This is a genomic window from Eubacterium sp. 1001713B170207_170306_E7, from assembly GCF_015547515.1.
GTDB lineage: Bacteria > Bacillota > Clostridia > Eubacteriales > Eubacteriaceae > Eubacterium.
On sequence record NZ_JADMVE010000001.1, the window covers coordinates 1,033,755 to 1,053,192 of the forward strand.

Here is a 19,438-nt window from a genome sequence, read left to right on the forward strand (position 1 = left end):
AGAGCCCTGTTTTTCAATCCGCTATTTATCTCAACTAAAATACAAAGGAGTATAACACATGTTAAGTTTAAGAAATGTAAAAAAGGCCTATGACGGCGTAGAAATTTTGAAAGGTATCACCCTGGACATCGGAAAGGGCGAAATTGTTTCCATTTTAGGCCCATCCGGCGGCGGCAAAACCACACTGCTCAATCTGATCCTCGGCATCACCGATATTGATGAAGGACAGCTTTTATACGACGGCGAGGATATTACCCGCGTGCCTATGGAACAGCGCGATTTCAACATTGTTTTTCAGGACTATGCCCTTTTCCCAAATCTGAACGCCTACAATAATATCGTCTACGGCCTCAAAAACAAGCCGGGGATTTCCACCCAGGATGAGGTGGATGAACTCATCGGCCTTCTGGATTTAAAGCCACACCTGGACAAGCCTGTCGATCAGCTTTCAGGCGGTCAGAAGCAGCGTGTCGCTCTGGCCCGCACCCTGGTAATGAAGCCAAAGGTATTGCTGTTAGACGAACCGCTGAGCGCCCTTGACGGCGTGATCAAGGAATCTATCAAGGACCGGATCAAAACCGTTGCCAAGGAATTTGATCTGACAACGATCATTGTAACACACGACCCTGAAGAAGCCCTTACCTTATCGGACCGGGTGCTCATTTTAAACGGCGGTATAATTTCACAGTATGCTGAGCCTCAGGAAATCATCACCCGCCCTGGCAACAGCTTTGTTCAGGAGTTTATTCTGAATCAGCTCATCATCAAACGCAACAATATCTTTTCGTTATTCGGAGAATGCTATGCCCAGTAATTCCGCCGGAGAAAAGGCCCGTCCACGGCTGAGAAGCCGGGCGAACACCGGCACCCCTCTGGAGCTGAAGGTTATTTTCTGGATCATCATTGTCATCTTTGCGGTATTTCTTATCACTCCGCTGGTACTGCTGCTCATCAAATCCTTCAATGCAGACGGCCGTCTCAGCCTAGCCAACTACGCCGCTGTTTTAACCAGCGCTGGTTTTTTAAACGCTCTGCTCAACAGCTTTGTCATCGCATGCGTCAGCGCGCTGGTCACCACCGTCATTGCCTTTATGCTGGCCTATACGGTCAACAGCACCAACGTACCCGGCTGGTATAAGAGCGCTGTCTCCAGCGTGGCTGTGCTGCCCATGCTCCTGCCCACCATTACCTACGGCTTTGCCATCATCTATTCCTTTGGCAAGCAGGGCCTTATCACCAAGCTGCTGGGCTTTCAGCCCTTTGAAATTTACGGGTTTAACGGACTGTTGCTGGGCTATGTGATCTATACAGTGCCCATTGCCTTTATGCTCATCAACAATACATTTAAGTACATTGACAAGAAGTTTTCTGTGGTATCCCGTGTGCTCGGGGACAATCGCTTTAAAACTTTTTTCACCACGACCTTTAAACCGCTGATCGCCACCCTGGGGGCTTCTTTTATTCAGGCTTTTTTCCTGAGCTTTACGGACTTTGGGATTCCTGCCTCGGTCGGCGGCGAGTACAAGGTGGTCGCCACCACGCTGTACAACCAGATGCTGGGCTCCATTCCCAATTTCAGCAAGGGCGCGGTAGTGGCCATGATGATGCTCATCCCTTCGGTTTTCAGCATTCTGATGCTGCGCTACCTGGAAAAATACAATTTTCGGTACAATAAGATCTCGCAGATCGAGCTCACAAAAAACAAAGGGCGCGACGGACTGTTCAGCATTCTCTCCGCTCTGGTCATGATCGGCATTCTGTCCATCTTCGCGGTTATTTTTATTGTTCCCTTTGTTCAAAGCTGGCCCTATGAGCTTGGCTTTTCGCTGGATAATATCAAAGAAACTCTGTTTGGCGGCCAGCTGGCCGGTGTGTATCTCAATTCGATATGGGTGGCGGCCCTTACAGCCGTGCTGGGAACAGCCGTCGCTTACCTGAGTGCGCTGGTCACAGCCCGCAGCAAGATGGGCAAGCCCTCCAAAGCCGCCATTGACGGCCTGGTCCAGACCACCAACACCGTACCGGGTATGGTGCTCGGCATCGCCTTTCTGCTGGCTTTTTCCGGCACCAGCCTTCAGTGTACCTTTATTATTTTGATCATCTGCAACATTATCCATTATTTCTCGACCCCCTACCTGATGATCAAAAATTCTTTGTCCAAGATGAACGCCTCCTGGGAAACCACGGGCATGCTCATGGGCGACAGCTGGACAAAAACCATTTTCAGAGTTGTGATCCCCAACTCCTGGTCCACGGTTTTTGAAATGTTCAGCTATTACTTTATCAATGCCATGGTCACCATTTCCGCTGTCATTTTTATTGTGGGGGCCCGCACCATGGTTGTCACCACCAAAATCAAACAGCTTCAGCACTTTGGCGATTTTGAGCAGATTTTTGTTTTATCCCTGCTCATCCTTGCCACCAACCTGGCTGTCAAGATGATTCTAAAAGCCTTATCAAAAAAAACAGAAAGGAAGGCCGCCTGATGAATAAACTCGTAAAAGCACTCACTGCAGGGCTGCTCATTGCCGCCACAGCCCTAACCGCCGCGGGATGCAGCACCGCCAGCGCAGACAACCGGGTCGTTATCTACTCCAATGCCGATGACGAAGCCCTGACCGCCATGGAAAACGCGCTGACTACTGGGGGCTACGAAGGGCAGTACATTATCCAGAGCTTTGCCACCTCTGAACTAGGCGGACGGATGATGGCCGAAGGCGCCAAAATTGAAGCCGACCTGGTGACCATGAGCACTTATTATCTGGATACCGCCCAGAAGGAATCTGGAATATTTTCTGACCTGAGCTTTGACCACACCACCCTGAGTGGTGATTCGCCCGCCTATTCCTCGCCCATTACAGCCCAGGAAGGGGCCATCATGGTCAACACCGAGGTGATGAAAGCGCAAAACCTGCCAGCGCCTGCCTCCATTAAGGACCTGGCCAATCCACAATACGCGGGACAGATATCCATTCCGGATATCGAGGGTTCCTCAACTGGCTGGCTGCTGGTACAGGCGGTCATCGGCGCTTACGGCGAAACGCAGGGCGCGGAAATCATGACCGGAATTATCCGAAATGCCGGCCCGCATATGGAAAGCTCCGGTTCCGGCCCCTTTAAAAAGGTAAAGGCCGGCGAGGTTGCCCTGGCCTTCGGCCTGCGCCATCAGGCTGTAGCCGCTAAAAACGAGGGCCTTCCCATCGACTACATCGATCCGTCCGAAGGCAGCTATTCTTTGACTGAATCCATTGCCGTTATCAATAAAGGCAATCAGTCCAACGCCAAAGCCATGGAGATGGCAGAGTGTATTGTGAAAAATGCCCGAACCGAGCTGCTCAACACCTACCCGCTGCCCTTGTATCCCGGAGAAACCGCCGATCCCGTCCTGTGCACTAAAAATCCCAGGATTTTCCCGGAAGCTCTGACCGTGGATCTTTTACAAAGGCATCAGGAGTTTTCAGTGGCGTGTAAGCTGAATAAATAATCAAAAAATATAAGGAGAATAAAAAATTAATGGAAAAATATAAATTATTGACCCCCGGCCCCCTGACAACCAGTGATGCGGTAAAGGCCGAAATGCTTTTTGACCACTGCACCTGGGATAATGAGTATAAAGCCATCACCCAGAGAATCCGGGCGCAGCTGCTAAAAATCGCCCACGTCGGCGAGGATACCCACACTGCCATTCTCATGCAGGGAAGCGGCACCTTTGGCGTTGAAGCCGTGCTTTCGAGTGTAATCGGCGATGAGGATAAGGTGCTGTTCATCACAAACGGCGCCTATGGCGAGCGTATGCTGGACATTGCCAGCTATCACCGTCTCAAGAGCCTAGCCTATAACGAAGCGTACGATAAGATCCCCGATGCTGCTAAAGTACGTTCCCTTCTGGAGGAAAACCCGGACATTACCCATGTGGCCATGGTTCACTGTGAAACCACTACGGGCATTCTCAACGACATTCACGCCATCGGCGAACTCTGCGCGCAGTTTGGCAAAACCTATATTGTCGATGCCATGAGCAGCTTTGGCGGCATCGACATCCCGGTTGAGGAGCACCACATCGATTTTATGATCAGCAGTGCCAACAAATGTATCCAGGGCGTACCGGGTTTTTCCTTTATCATTGCCCGCACCGCTGCCCTTCAGGCTTCGAAGGGCAAGGCACGAAGTCTGTCACTGGATATTTACGACCAGTGGGAAACCATGAACAGGGATGGAAAATGGCGCTTCACCTCCCCTACACATACGGTCCTGGCCTTTTCCAAGGCTCTGGATGAGCTGGAGGAGCGCGGCGGCGTCGAAGCCCGTTATCAGCGTTATGCCTCCAATAATAAGCTTTTAGTCGAAAAAATGGCGGAGCTGGGAATCCATGCCTATATTGACGAACCCTACCGCTCGCCCATTATCACCACCTTCCTCTACCCACAGCAGGGCTTTGATTTTACCGACATGTATAACTTTGTCAAGGCCCGCGGTTATGCCATCTATCCCGGCAAGCTGACCAGGGTGGACACCTTCCGCATGGGCAATATCGGAGAAATATATCAAGAAGATATTGAAAATCTCTATAATATCTTTTATGATTATTTAAAACAGAGCGCTTAGGAGGCCATGATGATGAAAAAGATTGAAGCTGTTATTTTTGACTGGGCCGGTACCACGATCGATTACGGATGTTTTGCCCCGGTACAGGCATTTATGGAGGTTTTTAAAGGCTTCGGCATCGAGCCTACCATAGAGGAAACCCGAAAGCCCATGGGTATGCTCAAACGCGACCATATCCGCACCATGATGGATATGCTGCGGATCAGCAGCCTCTGGCAGGAAAAGTACGGACGTAGCTACACCGAAGAGGATATTGACGCCATGTACGCCCAGTTTGAGGAAAAGCTCATGAGTATTCTGGACCAGTTTGCCGATCCCAAGCCCCATGTGCTGGATATTGTGGCAGAACTGCGCGGCCTGGGCCTCAAGATTGGCTCAACCACTGGCTATACCGATGAAATGATGGCTGTGGTTACCCGCATCGCGGCCGCAAAGGGTTACGCGCCGGACTGCTGGTACAGCCCTAACGCTGTGGAAAATTATGGCCGCCCCTACCCCTTTATGCTCTTTAAAAACCTGGAGACCCTGGGTGTGCATTCTGTCCATAACGCTGTAAAAATCGGCGATACAGTCTCCGATATTCTGGAGGGAAAAAACGCCGGTGTGGTCTCCATCGGCGTAGTATGCGGCAGCTCTGAGATGGGGCTGACCGAGGATGAATTCAACCAGCTCTGTGACGACGACAAGGCCGCCGCCATCAACAGGGTAACCAAAACCTTCAGAGATGCCGGCGCAGATTATGTTATTCAGGACCTGAGCGAGCTGATCCCCCTGATCAAAACGCTCGATGAAAAATAAACAAAGCAGCGCTATGCGCCATACAAAAAGCAGGTGCGTCGAAACGACGCACCTGCTTTTTTAATCTCCGCCGCTGCCTAGAGCAGCTCCAGCCGTTTCATCATCTGCGGCAGCACACCTTCAAAATCCACACCCTCGCGGCGTTCGGTTTCGCGGGCAACCGTTCTGAGAATACAGGCCGTGGTCAGATCGACAGCAAACTGTGTGGCATCCAGAAGTGACTCGCCGTTCAGCAGAGCCGCCAGACAGAAGCTGCCGAAAATATCGCCGGTTCCATGGAACTGTCCGGGTATTTTTTCAGAGAAGGCGTACGCCACCTTGTCCTCTGCGCGGTCATAGCAGGCGGCGCCCAGCTTTTCATCGTCGAAATACACACCGGTCAGCACAACCTTTTCCGGCCCCATGGCGGATAAATCGCGCACAAGCTTTTCAATATAGTCCCTGGTATACGGGCCAGGATGATAGGGCTGTTTCAGCAGAAAACAGGCTTCGGTAATGTTTGGCAGCAGCAGGTCGGCCTTTTCACACAGCTCACGCATTTTATCTACCATATGGTCGTCAAACACACTGTAAAGCTGGCCTTCATCAGCCATTACCGGGTCCACATAGACCAGTGTGCTGTCAGAATTAAAGGTATCAATAAAATGGGATACAATGTCCACCTGCTCCGGTGAGCCCAAAAAACCGCTGTAGATCGATGAAAAGTGCAGGTCCAGAGACTTCCAGTGCTCGGTAATCGCCGGAAGATCTGAGGTGAGGTCACGGTAGGTAAAGCCTTCAAAGCCGCCGGTATGGGTGGACAGCACTGCGGTGGGCATACAGACCACCTCGATACCTGCTGCGGATAAAATCGGCAGCACAACGGTCATGGAGCATTTCCCAAAGCCGGATATATCGTGAATCGCGGCCACCCGCTGTAAGGGGCCTTTTGGAATATCGTTTGTATTTTGCATGTTCAATATCTCCTTTTACAATCAATGATGCTTGGATTCCCATAAAAAGGGGCCGTTAAATATTGTACCACAATTCCGCCTGTTTAACGCACATAAATCGAATAAAATTCCCTTTTTGGGTAAAAACTATGGTAGCGATGATGATGAAAGGAAGCCTGCCAATGAGTGAAAAAATAAAACGCCTGAACCTTAAGCACTTGGGCCAGTCTGCCTGGAAGGGCACTAAGAAATCCATTCCGGCCACCACGCTCTGTCTGCTGCTCTTTTTTATGAACATGGCTTTATTTGGCTATAAGAACGCGGTCATCGCTGTTCCACTCACCATTATTTTCAACCGTCTCAAGGATTTTTCGCCGGAGCGCTGGCACCCCTACAGCGTGATGCTCATCAACCTTTTGCTAGCCGTGGCCGCCCACCTGGCCAGCATGAACGTCTGGCTCTGCGTGAGTGTGGACTTTGTCACCACCTATCTCATGGTCTTTCTTCTCACCGATTCCGATACCTCAAAGGCTTACTACAGCTACGGCTTCGGGCTTGTGCTGTACCAGAGCTTTTCCACCACTCTGCCCGAGCTCAGGCTGCGCTTTATGTCCATCGCCGTCTCCAGCGTCATCGCCACTCTGGGGCTTGTCATCATGTATTTTGTGACACGCAGAAAGACAGGCTTTAAGCTTGACCTGAAGATTTTCAATCCTTTTGTCCGTCTTGGCGGCAAAACCCTGGACTTTCTGAAAGGCGTTTCGCGGTCCTTTAAAAACCTGGCGGCCATGCTGCGCTTTCATCTGTTCTGGGACCCTTCGGAGCCCCTCCAATCTGGTACCTTTGATTTCCGCCTTACCCGCTTTGCCATCCGGATTTCTCTGCTGGTCACCTTCAGCTTTTTCCTGGAACGGGTCTTTAATATTCCAAAGGGCTACTGGCTGCCCCTCAATGTTTTTATCATGACTCTCAATTTTTATGAGGACAGCATGGTCAAGATCAAACAGCGTGTGGGGGGCAACATCGCCGGAGTTTTCATATCCGCCATTCTGCTCCACTATGTTACCGGCTTTACCGGACACATGATCATTCTCTCCATCGGCACCTTCCTGGGCTATGCGGTAAACAACTACCTGTTCCGCGCCACCTATATGACCTGCTACGCCATTGCCCTCAGCACTCTGTTCATGAAACAGTCCGAGGTTTTTGAACTTCGCCTGGCCTATGTGCTTCTGGCCTCTGTCATTGCCGTCATTGGCAGCCGGTTCATTTTTGCCAACAAAAAAGCCGATCTCCAAACCTGAAAATCGGCCGGGTCCCGGCTGCTTTCCGTTAAATTCTGCTTATTTGTGCATTTCCTCCATGGCTTTGCACCGGTCTTCAAAGCGGACTTCCCGGTGAATCTGATGGAGCATCCAGACATAGCCGAAGGCATCGGCGAACATGGCGTTGGAAGCGCCCATTTCAGGCATTTCGGTAATGGGCTGGATCGGGGTACATCCTGCCGCCATGGCCTTTTCATAGGTTGCGAGAATATCCGGCACCAGAACATTATACCAGATGGACTGGGGCTGGCCCGGCTGTGGCGCAGCCAGCTGGTACTCCGGGTTTTCATCCAGCATGTGGAAACGGGTTTCATAAATGGTAAAGACTGCTTCATTGCTTCCCTTCGGGTAATCAGTCACTTCTATACGCTTGACCTCAAATATTTTTTCATACACCTCCAGGGCCTTCAGACTGTCATTTACCACCATATCAATTTCTACACCTGTCATCACTTGATCTCCTTTACTTTTTTTAATTGGATTGATTATATCACGTATTTATTATTGGTTAAAATACCCAAAATATCCCGATGAAATCGCTTTAGACTTTTGAGCGGCCCTATGCTATAATAATATTTAGTAGAAGGAACGCTGGAAAGGAAGGGATTTTTGGATGAAGTTTTTTGAAAAAAAGGGGTATTGTTCTTTTGTGATGGCCTTGTACCTGGTAGGGCTGCTGTGTTTTACCCTGTCCTTATTTTTAAGCTGGCTGCTGCCTGATTTCTGGCTTGGTTTTGCCGAGGGCATTGCCATTGCCGGCATTGTTTTGGGCATGATCCACATTATTTTCTGCTTTGTCAAAGGTCGAAATCCCTTTACAGGCAAACCCAGCTGACGCGTATGCTGCAGGTTGATCTTCAAACGGACTGTTCCCATTGCCGGATCGTCCGTTTTTTCATTTTATGTCCAGTCCGGTTCTTCGGTCTTTCGCCCGCATTCGCTGCATTCGGCGTCGTGTAGTGATATGACGCCGCCGCAGTCCGGACAGGTAAAGCGCTGCCTCTGCTGTGCCATAAATACCTTCAGACCTGACCCCTTAACCACACGGCTGTTTTTTATCAGGCTGGCATGGTAACGGGTATTGTAGCTTTTTTCAAGGGACTTAACAGGCTTACAGGGATACGCTTCGCATTCAAAGCAGTACTGACCCCCCTTTTCCAGAGCGCACGCCTTGATCCGGCACTTCCGGCAGTGCTCAGGCTTTCCTTTATCACCGTTCAGGCAGCCCGCACAGGGCTTTTTATGGTAACAGTGCTTGTAGCAGACCATGCAGTTCATTCCGCACGGGGCAAACATGGCAGGATCAATCTCATTTGGCATTTTCATAGGTACTGCTCCTTTCACCTTCAATCGTTAATTGAGCTTACCTGTATTATAACATCCGCTGGCTGTAATGAAAACAGCAGAACTCTTTTTATATTCGGCTCCGCACTTAATATACTCGTCAAAAATTCCATAGGGTTCCCAGATTTTTTAAAAGTTCAAATACTTGAGGTTCTGTCTCTTTATGGGAATGTGCTGTCATAAATATCTGTGTGTCCGGGCAGCTTTCACAACAGCTCTGATCTGTGGATAACCTGCGGCGCAGATACGCCGTTTTGCGCATCTCGTATTTTTTCAACTCCCCCCTTGAAAACCATCACACCCTCTGATATAGTTAAGGCATTAAGACCACTCTTTTACGCAAGGGAGAAAAAAATGAAAATCAATCGAGTATGGGCTGTCTATTTCAGCGCTACGGGAACCACCCAGAAGCTGGTAACGCAGGTCGCCGCCACGCTTTCACAGAAGCTCGGAGTAGCCTATGAGTCTTTTGACTTTACACTGCCCGAGGAAAGAAAAGCTCCCAAAAGCTTTGAGCCTGATGATCTGGTCGTATTTGGCACGCCTGTCTACGCGGGCCGTGTGCCCAACGTGCTGCTGAAATACCTGCTGACCCTGGAGGGTAACGGAGCCATGGCCGTCCCGCTGGTACTCTATGGCAACCGCGACTACGACGATGCCCTCATTGAGCTCCGCGATATTCTTGAAAAGGATGGCTTTTATCCTCTCACAGCCGGAGCCTTTATCGGGGAGCATTCCTTTTCCGATACACTGGCATCCGGCCGGCCCGATGAACGGGATATGGAAAAAGCCCGTCAATTTGCCGGCTTAACCTACGAAAAGGCAGCGGCTGTCACCGATATTCAGGATACCTCGCGGCTTCATATCAAAGGCACCCCCAACCCGTACCGTGAATATTACCAGCCAAGGGACCGCAAGGGTAACCCGGTGGATATCCGAAAGGTAAAACCGCTTACAGACGACACCTGTACGGACTGTAAGCTCTGTGCTGAGGTTTGCCCAATGGGCTCGATCGACCACGACGATGTACGGATTTATACCGGAATCTGCATAAAATGCGGCGCATGTATCAAAAAATGTCCGGTTCATGCCCGTTACTATGACGACGCCGGTTATCTCTACCACAAGCATGAGCTCGAGGAGGGGCTGAAGCGCCGGGCCGAACCGGAATGGTTTCTATAAAAAACAAAAAAGCCATGGCGTTCCTTTCAAGGGTGGCGTCATGACTTTTTTAATTGGTTATAGTGTTCCAAGCTCCTCAATGAGCGCGCGCCGTTTGGCATAGCGGAGACGCCAGTCTGCGGTCAGCAGACGAACCTTCTCAGGCCCTCCGGGATAATCCTGCATTTTTCTCAGATGATCCGCGATCTGCTGATATTTCCGCCGGTTTGTGGCCTTTTTCACCATATCCTTTAAAAGCTCGGCATAGAGCTCCAGCGTACGCTCAGGGCACCCTGCCTTCAATGTTTCTTCATAACAGGCCAGATCGGAGAGGTCTCCCTGGCTGCGGATGCTTTCCAGAAGGCGTTCGCTCAGCCCTTCCTCCTGATACAGGTCACGCAGGTTATGATCATAGTCAATCCCCTTGAAAATGGCTTCCCGAAGCTCACGCCATTCTTCCTCCTGACAGAGGGCTTTCAGCTTATTGAAATCCTTCAGATTCACGAAGTCTTCCCCCACCAGACTGTCCGCCAGCACCTTTTTCAGCGCTTCGGGTTTGCCCAGTTTTTCATAAAGCCATACCAGCACGCGCTGGTATTCACTGATTTTATCAGGATCGTCCTTATCCATTTCCATGCTTTCATTAATCAGCCTGACCGCAAGATCCATTTCGCCGTTCTGGATTTTCATGGAAATGGCCATGTTCCGGATGCCTGAAAAGTGCCAGTACTTTTCCTGATAGGCCTCGATGGCCTCCTTTGGCAGCTCCAGCATTTCCATCAGCTGGACCCGGCAGACCGCGTAGGTCTCAAGCCAGTATTCAAGCCGCTCCGGTGTCGCGTTCCGGATCAGCCAGTCCACTGTTTTAATGCTCTCTGTGAGCAGCACAGGCCTCCAGTTCCATTTTATAAAAACGTCAAACACATAATCCTCAAGATAGTAAAGCGTGTCACCGCCAAGATGATTCATAAACCACCGGTGCATTCTGCGCTCCTCCGCCTCATCATCGATGTTTGACAGTATTTTCATCCAGCCATCAGCGCACTCCTCGGCAAGGTATTCAACATCGCCTTCCGAATCGTCAATCTCGAGCTGGCACAGCTTGGTATAAACCATGGTGGTGAAATCAAAAGCGCTCCCGTAATGCTCTCTGTCCATAAGGGCTTCCAGATTATCGGAGTAAAACTGCTCGATCTCATCACAGAAGTCCGTGGCGTCCCAATAAGGGATAAACTGTTCCAGGCCAAGGTATTTTTTACAAATCGCATTTAAAGAACGCTCCAGCGGGCGAAGCTCCTCGATACTCTCTCCCTTGAAAAACCTCAGCCAAAGCCGGTTTGAAAGGTTCCTGTCGTCACAGGCCAGCTCATAGATAAAATCTCTGAGCTCATTTTCCCGCGCTCCCTGCACAAGGGCGTACAGCTCTGTGTTTTCATATTGCCACGGGTCCTTAAAATCGTCCGCCACACTTTCTGTAAGGGCAAAAAGGGCCGCTGCCATATGCTTGCAGGGCGCCCCCTCCGACGCAAAGGTACAATCGCAACGCATGGCAGTAATCTCGCCAAATTCTGTTTCGATCACCACCCGGTAATCCTTGGTATCCCGCACGACCGCCTCATAACCGTTATGACAGCGCACCGCTTCAAGAACCTGGTCGCTTTTAAAAAGGTCATAGCCACTATCTAAAATATCTCTTGTAAAAGAATCTTCCCATTTTTTCATGATAATCTCCCCCTTTTGCTATAAGGTTATTTTATCGCAGCTTGCTCTGCTTTACAATTACTAATTGACTTTCTTCAAATACAACGCTTTATTTTTGAAGCTAAGACGCACAAAAATCATGTTATTTTATGCAAAAAAGCTTTTTCGAAAAAAAAGTTAAAAAATTTTAAAATTAGTGTTGACAAAGCGGACAAAAAAAGTTATTATATACAAGCACTCAGGAAATGAGTCGCCGCTCAAAGAAAACGAGCGATGTGCGAGAGTGTTGGAATTGGCAGACAAGCACGTTTCAGAGGCGTGTGTGCTACGCACGTACGGGTTCGACTCCCGTTTCTCGCACCATTTAATTGGTGATCAGGCAGATGTTAAAATAACATCTGCTTTTTTATTTTTTGTCCCCATCATTCCTCTTACACCTCTCCCTTTCATTAACTGATTTTCCCCAAATAAAAAATGGAGAATCTTTCATTCTCCATTACTTAAAAGCTTTTCCCAGCGTTTCAGCGAGCAGGGCGCAAAAAGTGTTCCAGCTTTCAGGATAGGCCGCTGTGCCGCCAAGCCGTCTCTCAGAATCCTCAAAAATCAGCCGCATCTCCCAGATCGGCCCGTCCAGACATTTCAGGTCATAGTATTTTTTCTTCCATTCCAGCACACCTGCCGTTTCCACACCTGCTCTAAAGGCTTCAAGAGCCTCTTTATCCAATGTTTTCAGATATTTGGGTTGCTGATAAAAAAGCGCGCTGGTGGACCAGTAAGCCATACCTGTTTCAAAATCAATACAGGCCGAATAGCCTTCTCCCACATAGCCGTCAGTGGTCACCTCGAGCTGCCGGATATCCTCATAATTTTCCATAAAATTCTTGCCTCCCGTCTTAAAAAGTGATTATATCAAAAAAGTTGCTCTTTACCAAGACTGTTTTTTTCGTTAAAATGGAGTCTAGAATGAACCAAAGGATAAAAACATGAAAAAACATGATCTGATCATTATCGCCGGGGTCGTGGCCATTGCCCTCGTGGCTTTCGGCATCTTTCACCTGATGAATAATAAAGGCTCCGGCCTTTTGCTCCGGGTCAGCCAGAATGGCGAGGTTATCCGTACCCTGCCGCTGGATCAGGACCATACCGAAACCATCACCACTGCGCTTGGCAGCAACACCATTATCATTAAAGACCAGAGCGCTCTAGTCGAAAGTGCAGACTGTGATAACCAGGTGTGTGTGCACAGCCCGGCCATCAAAGCTCCGGGTGAAACCATCGCCTGCCTGCCCCACCGGCTGATTCTCGAAATCATACAGGAGCCTTAAAATGGAAAACAAAACGCACCGCCTGGTCATCATTGCCCTGTACACTGCCCTGGCTTTGATTCTCAGCTATCTGGAATCCCTGGTGCCCATTCCCATGCCGGTGCCCGGGGCAAAGGTAGGACTGCCCAACATTGTTACGCTTCTTTCGCTGTTAACGCTGGGCGCTCCGCTGACCGTGCTCATTATTACTGCGCGGATCTTTTTATCCGGCTTTTTATTTGGCAGCATGAGTGCCATTCTCTACGCTCTGGCCGGAGGTTACCTGAGCCTGGGAGTAATGACCCTGCTCCTGAAAACCGCTGGTAAAAAGCTGTCCCTCATCACCGTCAGTGTACTCGGCGCTGTTTCCCACAATCTGGGCCAGCTGATCGTGGCGGCCGCGGTGGTGCAGAACATAAACCTGTTCTGGTCTTACCTGCCCTTTCTCATGCTGCTCGCCGTCCCGACAGGGATTGTGGTGGGAGTGGCGGCCGACCTTCTGTACCGGCAGCTTAAGAAAATCAATCTATTTAAATAAAAAGGACAAACGAAATGGAATCCATCAATATTTTAATCGTCGAGGACGATGTCAACATCAGTAACATGCTCATGGATCTGCTGACGCACAGCGGCTATGGGGCGGATACTGCCTACTCCGGCACCGAGGCCCTTTTGTGTCTTGAAAAAAAGAGCTATCATTTAATTCTTCTGGACTTAATGCTCCCCGGAATGAGCGGCGAGGAGGTCCTCAAAAGCCTGCGACAAACCTCGGACACCCTGGTCATCGCCGTTTCCGCAAAGGACGATTCCTCTACAAAGATCAACCTGCTCAAGGGCGGCGCCGATGACTACATCACCAAGCCCTTTAACAATGAAGAGCTTCTGGCCCGTATCGAGGCGCTTTTACGCCGTAATTCGGGAAATGCGGGCGCTTCAGGCAAAACGCTGGCCTATAAGGGGCTCACCCTTAATCCCTCCACCTACGAGGTTTATCTGAATGGACAGCCCCTGTCACTGACAAAGAGGGAATATAAAATTTTAGAGCTTCTGATGCAGAACCCACAGCGTGTTTTTTCCAAAAATGTTATCTACGAAACCGTCTGGGACGATCTATTCCTCGGCGAAGATAACGCCATCAACGTGCATATCAGCAATCTCCGCCAGAAGCTGGCGAAAATTGACCCCGATGAAGCTTATATCCAAACGGTCTGGGGCATCGGTTTTAAAATGAAATAGGGCAATCTTTATCTTTTCTTTAGGATTGGCTTACAGAATTTAAAAAACAGCATGCTACAATATCCTTGAAAGCCTTCTGAATAAAAATAGAAAAGGATGCAAACCCATGTCCACTATCCTGAAAACCCACAACCTTACAAAAGTTTTCCCACCGGCGGGATTAAGCTGGCCTAAAAAACGAAAAGCCCAGGGCCGGCACGCCGTCGACCATGTGAATATGACCATCCGAAAGGGTGATATTTACGGTCTTATCGGGCGAAACGGCGCGGGAAAAACCACCCTCATGCGCCTGATCGCAGGCCTTATGCCCCCTACCGACGGGACGCTGAAACTCTTTGACAGCCCAGATCTGGAGCGGCACCGCAGACGGACAGGCTGTATTATTGAGGCGCCCGGGCTTTACGGCAACATGAGTGCCCCGGATAATCTGGAAGCCCACCGGCGTTTACTCGGCATCACCAGCAGCAGGGCTGTCGCCGACTCGTTGGAGGCCGTGGGCCTGAGCAGTACAGACCGCAAAAAGGTCAAGCACTATTCCCTGGGTATGCGCCAGCGCCTGGGCATTGCCATTGCCCTGCTCGGCAGTCCGGATTTTCTCATTCTGGATGAGCCCACCAACGGTCTTGATCCCAGAGGCATTGCGGAAATCCGCGCTGTCCTGACACGCCTCAGCCAGGAACGGGGGGTGACCGTCCTGATTTCAAGCCATATCCTTGGCGAGCTGTCAAAGCTGGCCACCTGCTACGGCATCATGCGCGAGGGCATGCTCATCGACGAGTTTAACCGGGAGGAGCTGGAAACACGCTGTCAGCGCTGCCTGAAAATCGTGGTGGATCAACCCAAAAAAGCCGCGATGCTCATTGAAACTCTTTTGGGTACAGATAATTATGACATTTTACCCGAAAATACCATCCGTCTTTTTGACTATGTGGACCAGAGCGGCTTTGTCAACCGGGAGCTCAACCAAAACGGTATTCTCGTGGAATCCATCACGCCAGTCGGCCAGGATATTGAGGCTTATTTTATGTCCATGATGGGAGGCGAAGATCATGCTTAACCTGCTGCGTTCTGACTTTTTCAAACTTTTTAAAGCCAAATCCTTCAGGGTCTGTATGATTCTCTGTGTAGCGCTCATGGCCTTTGTCACGGTTGGACAGCTCTATTCCGCTGATCTTTTTTCCAGTATGTCCCCTGCCGCTCTACAGGAATCTGAAAATCGTATTGAAGAAAACAACCGCTTCGGTATCCGTTTTGGGTTGTCAAACAACTCAGAAAATCTGGCGAAAACCATTGAAGCCATGCAAAATTACAACGCCAACACCTTCATCGAAACGGCGCTTGGGGGCAGCGTCACCACGATTTTGATGGCGGTTTTTATTTCATTATACATCGGCGCAGATTTCAGGGACGGTACCCTCCGCAACACAGTGTCTAAAGGCTTTAAAAGGCGGGACATCTACCTTTCAAAGCTGATCACCGTCATGGCGGCAACCCTTCTTCTCATCGCATTGGTGATACTGAGCGCGGTTTTGTTCAGCGGTATCTGCTGGGGTTTTGGCTCTCTGGATCCGCAGGCTGTTTGCCTGCTGGCCTACCGCCTCTTTTTACAGACCCTGCTGCACCTGGGTCTGGCCTCTTTCTTTGTTATGACCGCTGTATTCATCAGGCAGACCGGCCCCGCTGTGGCCGTCAATATCTGCCTGCTCATCTTTGTCACTGCCTTTTTATCTGTGGGCAATACCTTTCATGGCACAGACTTCAACCTGATCACCCTCTGGATCGCCGAGGCACTGAACAGCCTTGATTTTAGTACGGTTAACAGTCTGGTAGTGATTCAGACCATTTCGCTTATGGTGGTCTATATCCTGGTGCCCACACTTCTGGGCATTGCTGTTTTCAAAAAAAGAGACATTATGTGAGGTTTTTATGGAAGCACCACTCATTATATTCTGCACGATCCTTGGGGCGGCAGCTCTCATTGCCGTCACCCATATCCTGCTTTTAAAAAAGCAGCTCCGGGATATCATACGGCAAAATCATTTTATACAAAACGAGGACACCAACCTGCCCATTACAGCCGCCATGCCGGATAAAGAGGTGGAGGCCCTGATCGAAAGCATCAACACCCTTCTCGAAACTCACCGCCAGTTTGAAATCCGTATGACCCAGGCCAACCGCAGCTTTAAAAACAGCATTACAAGCATTTCACACGACCTGCGAACCCCTCTTACCTCCGCATCAGGCTATATCCAGATGCTTCAGGATTTCGACCTGCCCGAGGAAACCCAAGCCGAATATCTGGAAATTGTCCAGCAGCGGATTCAGGCTGTGCGCAAGCTTTTAGACCAGCTTTTTGAATTCGCTCGCATTGAAGCGGATGAACTGATCCTTGCCGAAGAGCCTGTTAATCTGGGCAATGTGCTGCGCGATACTCTGGCCCTGTTTTATAATGATTTTTGCAGCCAGGACAGCGAACCGGAAATCCAGATTCCCGATGATCCATTTATTGTTACCGGTGACGCCGATGCCTTCAAGCGGATTTTCAGTAATATCTTAAGCAACGCCCTGACCCACGGCGAAGGACGTTTTGCCATAAAAGCTGAATTGAAAAGCAATACCGTGGACATTACCTTTAAAAACAGCACGCACAGCATTACCCCTGATGATCTGCCCTGTATTTTTGACCGCTTCTATACCACCGACGCCTCCAGAAGCCGAAAAACCACCGGCCTTGGCCTCTCCATTGCCAAACGCCTGGCCGCCCGAATGGGCGGCAGTATTGACGCTTCACTGGAGGATGATGTGTTTGGCATACATTTGCAGTTTTCTTTGAAATAAAAAACAAAAACCGTATGAACACCGTAAATACTGTTGTTCATGCGGTTTTATTCAATCGAGAATAATATTGTCAAAGCTGTTTTTATAAATGGAGATAAAGCGGCAGACCCTGTTGCCCTGATACCTTAATTCAGGATCTGAGGTCGACATCTGCCAGCCATAGGTTTCATATGGCCGCCAATAAAAGCGGTTAAACGGCTTTAGCTTAAACTCTTTTTGCAGTTCTTTAATCCCTGGTGTATAATCTTTTTTAATTTGTATGAAAGCCTGGTCCGGGTCTTTGAAAACCGGCATTCCCTCAGCATTAACCCCCATGGCGTAGGCCTCGCTGCTGTCGTCAAAAGGTAAAAAAGGCTGTCCGGTAATGCTCACAGCGCTGTCTAGCTCCCCAACGACAGCCGCCTTTTGGCGAGATGGTATGGCATCATCTAAATGGAGCAGTAAAAAGGCGGCAGCGGGAATGAAAAAGCACAGTAAAATAATCGAAAACTTCCGAAAAAGCTTTTTTGTTTTATCCTTATCCATTTTAAATCAGAAAATCCCTGAAATAGTTTTTAAAGGAACGGTGCTTTCCAATCCAATTTTCAAACCGCGTAAAAGCATAATGTGTTATGAGAAAATCTGCTGCCAGCATAAAAAGAAATACAAATAAATTCCATATCGGTAAAACCGGAAAATAAATTACTGACAGTGCTTCGATAAAAAACATGAGTATGTTCCAGAATACCAGCAGCCAAAGCGCCCACATCGCGCCACGGTATAAAAAATACAGCACCTGCTTTTTTAAATAGCGTTTATCCTTCATCTCAAACCTCTTTTTTTAAGTCGATCAGCCATTTTTCCGCTGCATTGACGTTAAAGTCCTTTCGCCGTTTGTCCATGCATTTAAAGGAACAGAGCATTTCATCCCAAACCGCGCGTTTGTCCAATGGGAACGTCTTTAAAAACGCATCGAGCATTAGAACTGTCCCATTTAGCCTTTTATCGGTAAAGGCTGGGCTGTACGCGGCATAATAAGCCAGCAAATTGGCCGCGTCGGTCTCTTTGCGGCCGGTTGGAAGTGTTTCAAAATCAATACCAGTAATCCCTGAAACCCCAACAATAAAATTTCTGAAATTGACATCTCCTCGGATATGTCCAGGAACAGCCCGGTAAAACTGTTCAAACCAGCATGCCAGCTCTGCGAATAAATCCGCCAGGCCTTCCGCACTGTTTTTTTCCTCCAGCTCAAGCACTCTGTCAAGCAGCAGAGGACCGGGACAATACTGCAAATACAGCACGTTTTCCCGCAAGTCCAGAATTTCCGGTACAGCTACCCCTCTTTTTTTAAGGAGCTTAAGGACATTCCATTCGTGCTGGGCAGCTTCGGCATCACTAAAAACCTTTTTTATCTGCTCATTTTCCAGGCTTACTGTATTTCGCCGGCTTTCAAATGTTTTGCTTTTTTCCAATACTGATTTCAATGGCGGCGCCTTTCTCGTATCCTTTTAGCTCTCCCACAATACCTGTCACGGCGCTCCGGATAATATTCTGAACAAAGAGAACCATCTCAAGGGGCTGTCCATTGATCTTTACGTTCACTTCAGGACGAGTCCTCACGATACAGTCCTCTTCTCTGGCTTCGCCTCTTAAAATTGCCGGGCCAAGCCCCGCACAGCCATAGCCACAGGCATCACAGCAGTTTTTATCAAAATCCGGGAGAATATGGTAGGTTTTAAGCTCGATAAGATCGACCAGGGCTTCGGTCTGAGTTCTGGCGTCAAAAACTGGACGGTCTCTGTAGGTGTCCAGCGCTCCGGCAATACGCCCGGCACAGCAGAGCACATAATCATTCCACCGCTCCTCAAGCTCCGGTGCCCTGTGGGCTGTCAGGATCATGGGTACACATGCATCGGCAACGCCCTCAAGCACTACATAATCAAAAGCGTAAAAGGCCAGAATCTCCCGGATTGGCAGCTTTTCCTGAAATAAAATATCGGTCTCGCGCTTACCCCTGGCCGTCACCAGCTGTGAGCCGGCCTTTCTATGACGGTCTGTATTACTTCCCTCGGTATCTATTTTAAACTGGTCATAATGAATTTCCTTGACTGAGCCCACGCTGTAGCCGCGGCGTCTCAATTCCTTTATAATGTGCTCAGCGGTCGTTGTTTTGCCGCTGTCCGAAATACCGCAGATGGATATTACTTTCATTTTC

The 19,438-nt window shown here is 49.3% G+C and carries 23 protein-coding genes and 1 tRNA gene; 15 read left to right on the forward strand and 9 right to left on the reverse strand.

The window, feature by feature from the left end; all coding sequences use genetic code 11:
- Positions 1–58 precede the first annotated feature (58 nt).
- Genes I2B62_RS05120 through phnX form a run of 5 tightly spaced genes read left to right on the forward strand, consistent with a single transcriptional unit; the run spans position 59 to position 5,403 of the window.
- Positions 59–814 carry an ABC transporter ATP-binding protein gene (locus I2B62_RS05120; RefSeq protein ID WP_195267877.1) on the forward strand — a complete coding sequence of 252 codons (756 nt, stop codon included), beginning with the start codon at positions 59–61 and terminating at the stop codon, positions 812–814.
- Complete coding sequence (locus I2B62_RS05125; RefSeq protein ID WP_243259409.1) at positions 804–2,486, forward strand: ABC transporter permease subunit; 1,683 nt, start codon at positions 804–806, stop codon at positions 2,484–2,486. The genes I2B62_RS05120 and I2B62_RS05125 overlap by 11 nt, the downstream gene beginning before the upstream one ends.
- A complete protein-coding gene (locus tag I2B62_RS05130) occupies positions 2,486–3,484 on the forward strand; it encodes an extracellular solute-binding protein (protein ID WP_195267878.1) in 999 nt (332 codons plus the stop codon). The genes I2B62_RS05125 and I2B62_RS05130 overlap by 1 nt, the downstream gene beginning before the upstream one ends.
- Before the next feature lie 29 nt (positions 3,485–3,513).
- Positions 3,514–4,605 carry a 2-aminoethylphosphonate--pyruvate transaminase gene (locus I2B62_RS05135; protein WP_195267879.1) on the forward strand — a complete coding sequence of 364 codons (1,092 nt, stop codon included), beginning with the start codon at positions 3,514–3,516 and terminating at the stop codon, positions 4,603–4,605.
- A gap of 12 nt (positions 4,606–4,617) precedes the next feature.
- Positions 4,618–5,403, forward strand: a complete 786-nt coding sequence (gene phnX / locus I2B62_RS05140) for a phosphonoacetaldehyde hydrolase (RefSeq protein ID WP_195267880.1) — start codon at positions 4,618–4,620, stop codon at positions 5,401–5,403.
- Positions 5,404–5,480: 77 nt separating this feature from the next.
- Here the strand turns inward: phnX and I2B62_RS05145 are convergent, their stop codons facing one another.
- Complete coding sequence (locus tag I2B62_RS05145) at positions 5,481–6,356, reverse strand: pyridoxamine kinase (protein WP_195267881.1); 876 nt, start codon at positions 6,354–6,356, stop codon at positions 5,481–5,483.
- Positions 6,357–6,517: 161 nt separating this feature from the next.
- Between I2B62_RS05145 and I2B62_RS05150 the strand changes: the two genes are divergently transcribed.
- Positions 6,518–7,639: an FUSC family protein gene (locus I2B62_RS05150; protein WP_195267882.1), complete on the forward strand. Its 1,122-nt coding sequence runs from the start codon at positions 6,518–6,520 to the stop codon at positions 7,637–7,639.
- A gap of 39 nt (positions 7,640–7,678) precedes the next feature.
- Here the strand turns inward: I2B62_RS05150 and I2B62_RS05155 are convergent, their stop codons facing one another.
- The gene (locus I2B62_RS05155) at positions 7,679–8,110 is read right to left on the reverse strand and encodes a VOC family protein (RefSeq protein ID WP_195267883.1); all 432 of its coding nucleotides are present in this window, start codon (positions 8,108–8,110) and stop codon (positions 7,679–7,681) included.
- 163 nt (positions 8,111–8,273) lie between these two features.
- Between I2B62_RS05155 and I2B62_RS05160 the strand changes: the two genes are divergently transcribed.
- Positions 8,274–8,495, forward strand: coding sequence for a hypothetical protein (locus I2B62_RS05160; protein WP_195267884.1), 222 nt, complete (start codon positions 8,274–8,276; stop codon positions 8,493–8,495).
- Between the two features lie 65 nt (positions 8,496–8,560).
- On the opposite strand, the gene I2B62_RS05165 is transcribed toward I2B62_RS05160, so the two are convergent.
- Positions 8,561–8,986 (reverse strand): DUF3795 domain-containing protein, encoded by a 426-nt coding sequence (locus I2B62_RS05165; RefSeq protein ID WP_195267885.1) that lies wholly within the window; start codon positions 8,984–8,986, stop codon positions 8,561–8,563.
- Between the two features lie 372 nt (positions 8,987–9,358).
- Between I2B62_RS05165 and I2B62_RS05170 the strand changes: the two genes are divergently transcribed.
- Entirely contained in the window at positions 9,359–10,186 is an 828-nt protein-coding gene (locus I2B62_RS05170; RefSeq protein WP_195267886.1) for an EFR1 family ferrodoxin, read from the forward strand.
- Between the two features lie 57 nt (positions 10,187–10,243).
- Here I2B62_RS05170 and I2B62_RS05175 read toward each other — a convergent pair whose 3' ends face one another.
- Complete coding sequence (locus tag I2B62_RS05175; protein ID WP_195267887.1) at positions 10,244–11,887, reverse strand: SWIM zinc finger family protein; 1,644 nt, start codon at positions 11,885–11,887, stop codon at positions 10,244–10,246.
- Positions 11,888–12,143: 256 nt separating this feature from the next.
- Here I2B62_RS05175 and I2B62_RS05180 point away from each other — a divergent pair.
- Positions 12,144–12,229 (forward strand) — tRNA-Leu (locus I2B62_RS05180).
- Positions 12,230–12,362: 133 nt separating this feature from the next.
- Here I2B62_RS05180 and I2B62_RS05185 read toward each other — a convergent pair.
- Positions 12,363–12,740: a hypothetical protein gene (locus tag I2B62_RS05185; protein WP_195267888.1), complete on the reverse strand. Its 378-nt coding sequence runs from the start codon at positions 12,738–12,740 to the stop codon at positions 12,363–12,365.
- 109 nt (positions 12,741–12,849) lie between these two features.
- On the opposite strand from I2B62_RS05185, the gene I2B62_RS05190 reads away from it, so the two are divergent.
- The 6 genes from I2B62_RS05190 (at position 12,850) to I2B62_RS05215 (ending at position 17,244) form a co-directional block, all read left to right on the forward strand.
- Entirely contained in the window at positions 12,850–13,191 is a 342-nt protein-coding gene (locus tag I2B62_RS05190) for a NusG domain II-containing protein (protein ID WP_195267889.1), read from the forward strand.
- Position 13,192: 1 nt separating this feature from the next.
- Positions 13,193–13,708, forward strand: coding sequence for a Gx transporter family protein (locus I2B62_RS05195; protein WP_195267890.1), 516 nt, complete (start codon positions 13,193–13,195; stop codon positions 13,706–13,708).
- Positions 13,709–13,722: 14 nt separating this feature from the next.
- Positions 13,723–14,406, forward strand: a complete 684-nt coding sequence (locus tag I2B62_RS05200) for a response regulator transcription factor (protein WP_195267891.1) — start codon at positions 13,723–13,725, stop codon at positions 14,404–14,406.
- Between the two features lie 106 nt (positions 14,407–14,512).
- A complete protein-coding gene (locus I2B62_RS05205) occupies positions 14,513–15,463 on the forward strand; it encodes an ATP-binding cassette domain-containing protein (RefSeq protein ID WP_195267892.1) in 951 nt (316 codons plus the stop codon).
- Entirely contained in the window at positions 15,456–16,325 is an 870-nt protein-coding gene (locus I2B62_RS05210) for an ABC transporter permease subunit (protein ID WP_195267893.1), read from the forward strand. Before I2B62_RS05205 ends, I2B62_RS05210 begins: the two co-directional genes overlap by 8 nt.
- Before the next feature lie 7 nt (positions 16,326–16,332).
- On the forward strand, positions 16,333–17,244 hold the full coding sequence (locus tag I2B62_RS05215; protein ID WP_195267894.1) for a HAMP domain-containing sensor histidine kinase: 912 nt from the start codon (positions 16,333–16,335) through the stop codon (positions 17,242–17,244).
- Between the two features lie 51 nt (positions 17,245–17,295).
- Here the strand turns inward: I2B62_RS05215 and I2B62_RS05220 are convergent, their stop codons facing one another.
- The 4 genes from I2B62_RS05220 to mobB are packed head-to-tail and all read right to left on the reverse strand — an operon-like array spanning position 17,296 to position 19,434.
- Positions 17,296–17,769: a hypothetical protein gene (locus I2B62_RS05220; RefSeq protein ID WP_195267895.1), complete on the reverse strand. Its 474-nt coding sequence runs from the start codon at positions 17,767–17,769 to the stop codon at positions 17,296–17,298.
- A 1-nt stretch (position 17,770) separates the two neighbouring features.
- Entirely contained in the window at positions 17,771–18,049 is a 279-nt protein-coding gene (locus tag I2B62_RS05225; RefSeq protein WP_195267896.1) for a hypothetical protein, read from the reverse strand.
- A 1-nt stretch (position 18,050) separates the two neighbouring features.
- Complete coding sequence (locus I2B62_RS05230) at positions 18,051–18,707, reverse strand: RIO1 family regulatory kinase/ATPase (RefSeq protein WP_195267897.1); 657 nt, start codon at positions 18,705–18,707, stop codon at positions 18,051–18,053.
- The gene (gene mobB / locus I2B62_RS05235; RefSeq protein ID WP_195267898.1) at positions 18,673–19,434 is read right to left on the reverse strand and encodes a molybdopterin-guanine dinucleotide biosynthesis protein B; all 762 of its coding nucleotides are present in this window, start codon (positions 19,432–19,434) and stop codon (positions 18,673–18,675) included. The genes I2B62_RS05230 and mobB overlap by 35 nt, the downstream gene beginning before the upstream one ends.
- Positions 19,435–19,438: the final 4 nt, after the last annotated feature.

Coding starts and splice junctions, on each gene's coding strand:
- I2B62_RS05120 (WP_195267877.1), top strand. CDS start 59: ATGTTAAGTTTAAGAAATGTAAAAAAGGCCTATGACGGCGTAGAAATT.
- I2B62_RS05125 (WP_243259409.1), top strand. CDS start 804: ATGCCCAGTAATTCCGCCGGAGAAAAGGCCCGTCCACGGCTGAGAAGC.
- I2B62_RS05130 (WP_195267878.1), top strand. CDS start 2,486: ATGAATAAACTCGTAAAAGCACTCACTGCAGGGCTGCTCATTGCCGCC.
- I2B62_RS05135 (WP_195267879.1), top strand. CDS start 3,514: ATGGAAAAATATAAATTATTGACCCCCGGCCCCCTGACAACCAGTGAT.
- phnX (WP_195267880.1), top strand. CDS start 4,618: ATGAAAAAGATTGAAGCTGTTATTTTTGACTGGGCCGGTACCACGATC.
- I2B62_RS05145 (WP_195267881.1), bottom strand. CDS start 6,356: ATGCAAAATACAAACGATATTCCAAAAGGCCCCTTACAGCGGGTGGCC.
- I2B62_RS05150 (WP_195267882.1), top strand. CDS start 6,518: ATGAGTGAAAAAATAAAACGCCTGAACCTTAAGCACTTGGGCCAGTCT.
- I2B62_RS05155 (WP_195267883.1), bottom strand. CDS start 8,110: ATGACAGGTGTAGAAATTGATATGGTGGTAAATGACAGTCTGAAGGCC.
- I2B62_RS05160 (WP_195267884.1), top strand. CDS start 8,274: ATGAAGTTTTTTGAAAAAAAGGGGTATTGTTCTTTTGTGATGGCCTTG.
- I2B62_RS05165 (WP_195267885.1), bottom strand. CDS start 8,986: ATGAAAATGCCAAATGAGATTGATCCTGCCATGTTTGCCCCGTGCGGA.
- I2B62_RS05170 (WP_195267886.1), top strand. CDS start 9,359: ATGAAAATCAATCGAGTATGGGCTGTCTATTTCAGCGCTACGGGAACC.
- I2B62_RS05175 (WP_195267887.1), bottom strand. CDS start 11,887: ATGAAAAAATGGGAAGATTCTTTTACAAGAGATATTTTAGATAGTGGC.
- I2B62_RS05185 (WP_195267888.1), bottom strand. CDS start 12,740: ATGGAAAATTATGAGGATATCCGGCAGCTCGAGGTGACCACTGACGGC.
- I2B62_RS05190 (WP_195267889.1), top strand. CDS start 12,850: ATGAAAAAACATGATCTGATCATTATCGCCGGGGTCGTGGCCATTGCC.
- I2B62_RS05195 (WP_195267890.1), top strand. CDS start 13,193: ATGGAAAACAAAACGCACCGCCTGGTCATCATTGCCCTGTACACTGCC.
- I2B62_RS05200 (WP_195267891.1), top strand. CDS start 13,723: ATGGAATCCATCAATATTTTAATCGTCGAGGACGATGTCAACATCAGT.
- I2B62_RS05205 (WP_195267892.1), top strand. CDS start 14,513: ATGTCCACTATCCTGAAAACCCACAACCTTACAAAAGTTTTCCCACCG.
- I2B62_RS05210 (WP_195267893.1), top strand. CDS start 15,456: ATGCTTAACCTGCTGCGTTCTGACTTTTTCAAACTTTTTAAAGCCAAA.
- I2B62_RS05215 (WP_195267894.1), top strand. CDS start 16,333: ATGGAAGCACCACTCATTATATTCTGCACGATCCTTGGGGCGGCAGCT.
- I2B62_RS05220 (WP_195267895.1), bottom strand. CDS start 17,769: ATGGATAAGGATAAAACAAAAAAGCTTTTTCGGAAGTTTTCGATTATT.
- I2B62_RS05225 (WP_195267896.1), bottom strand. CDS start 18,049: ATGAAGGATAAACGCTATTTAAAAAAGCAGGTGCTGTATTTTTTATAC.
- mobB (WP_195267898.1), bottom strand. CDS start 19,434: ATGAAAGTAATATCCATCTGCGGTATTTCGGACAGCGGCAAAACAACG.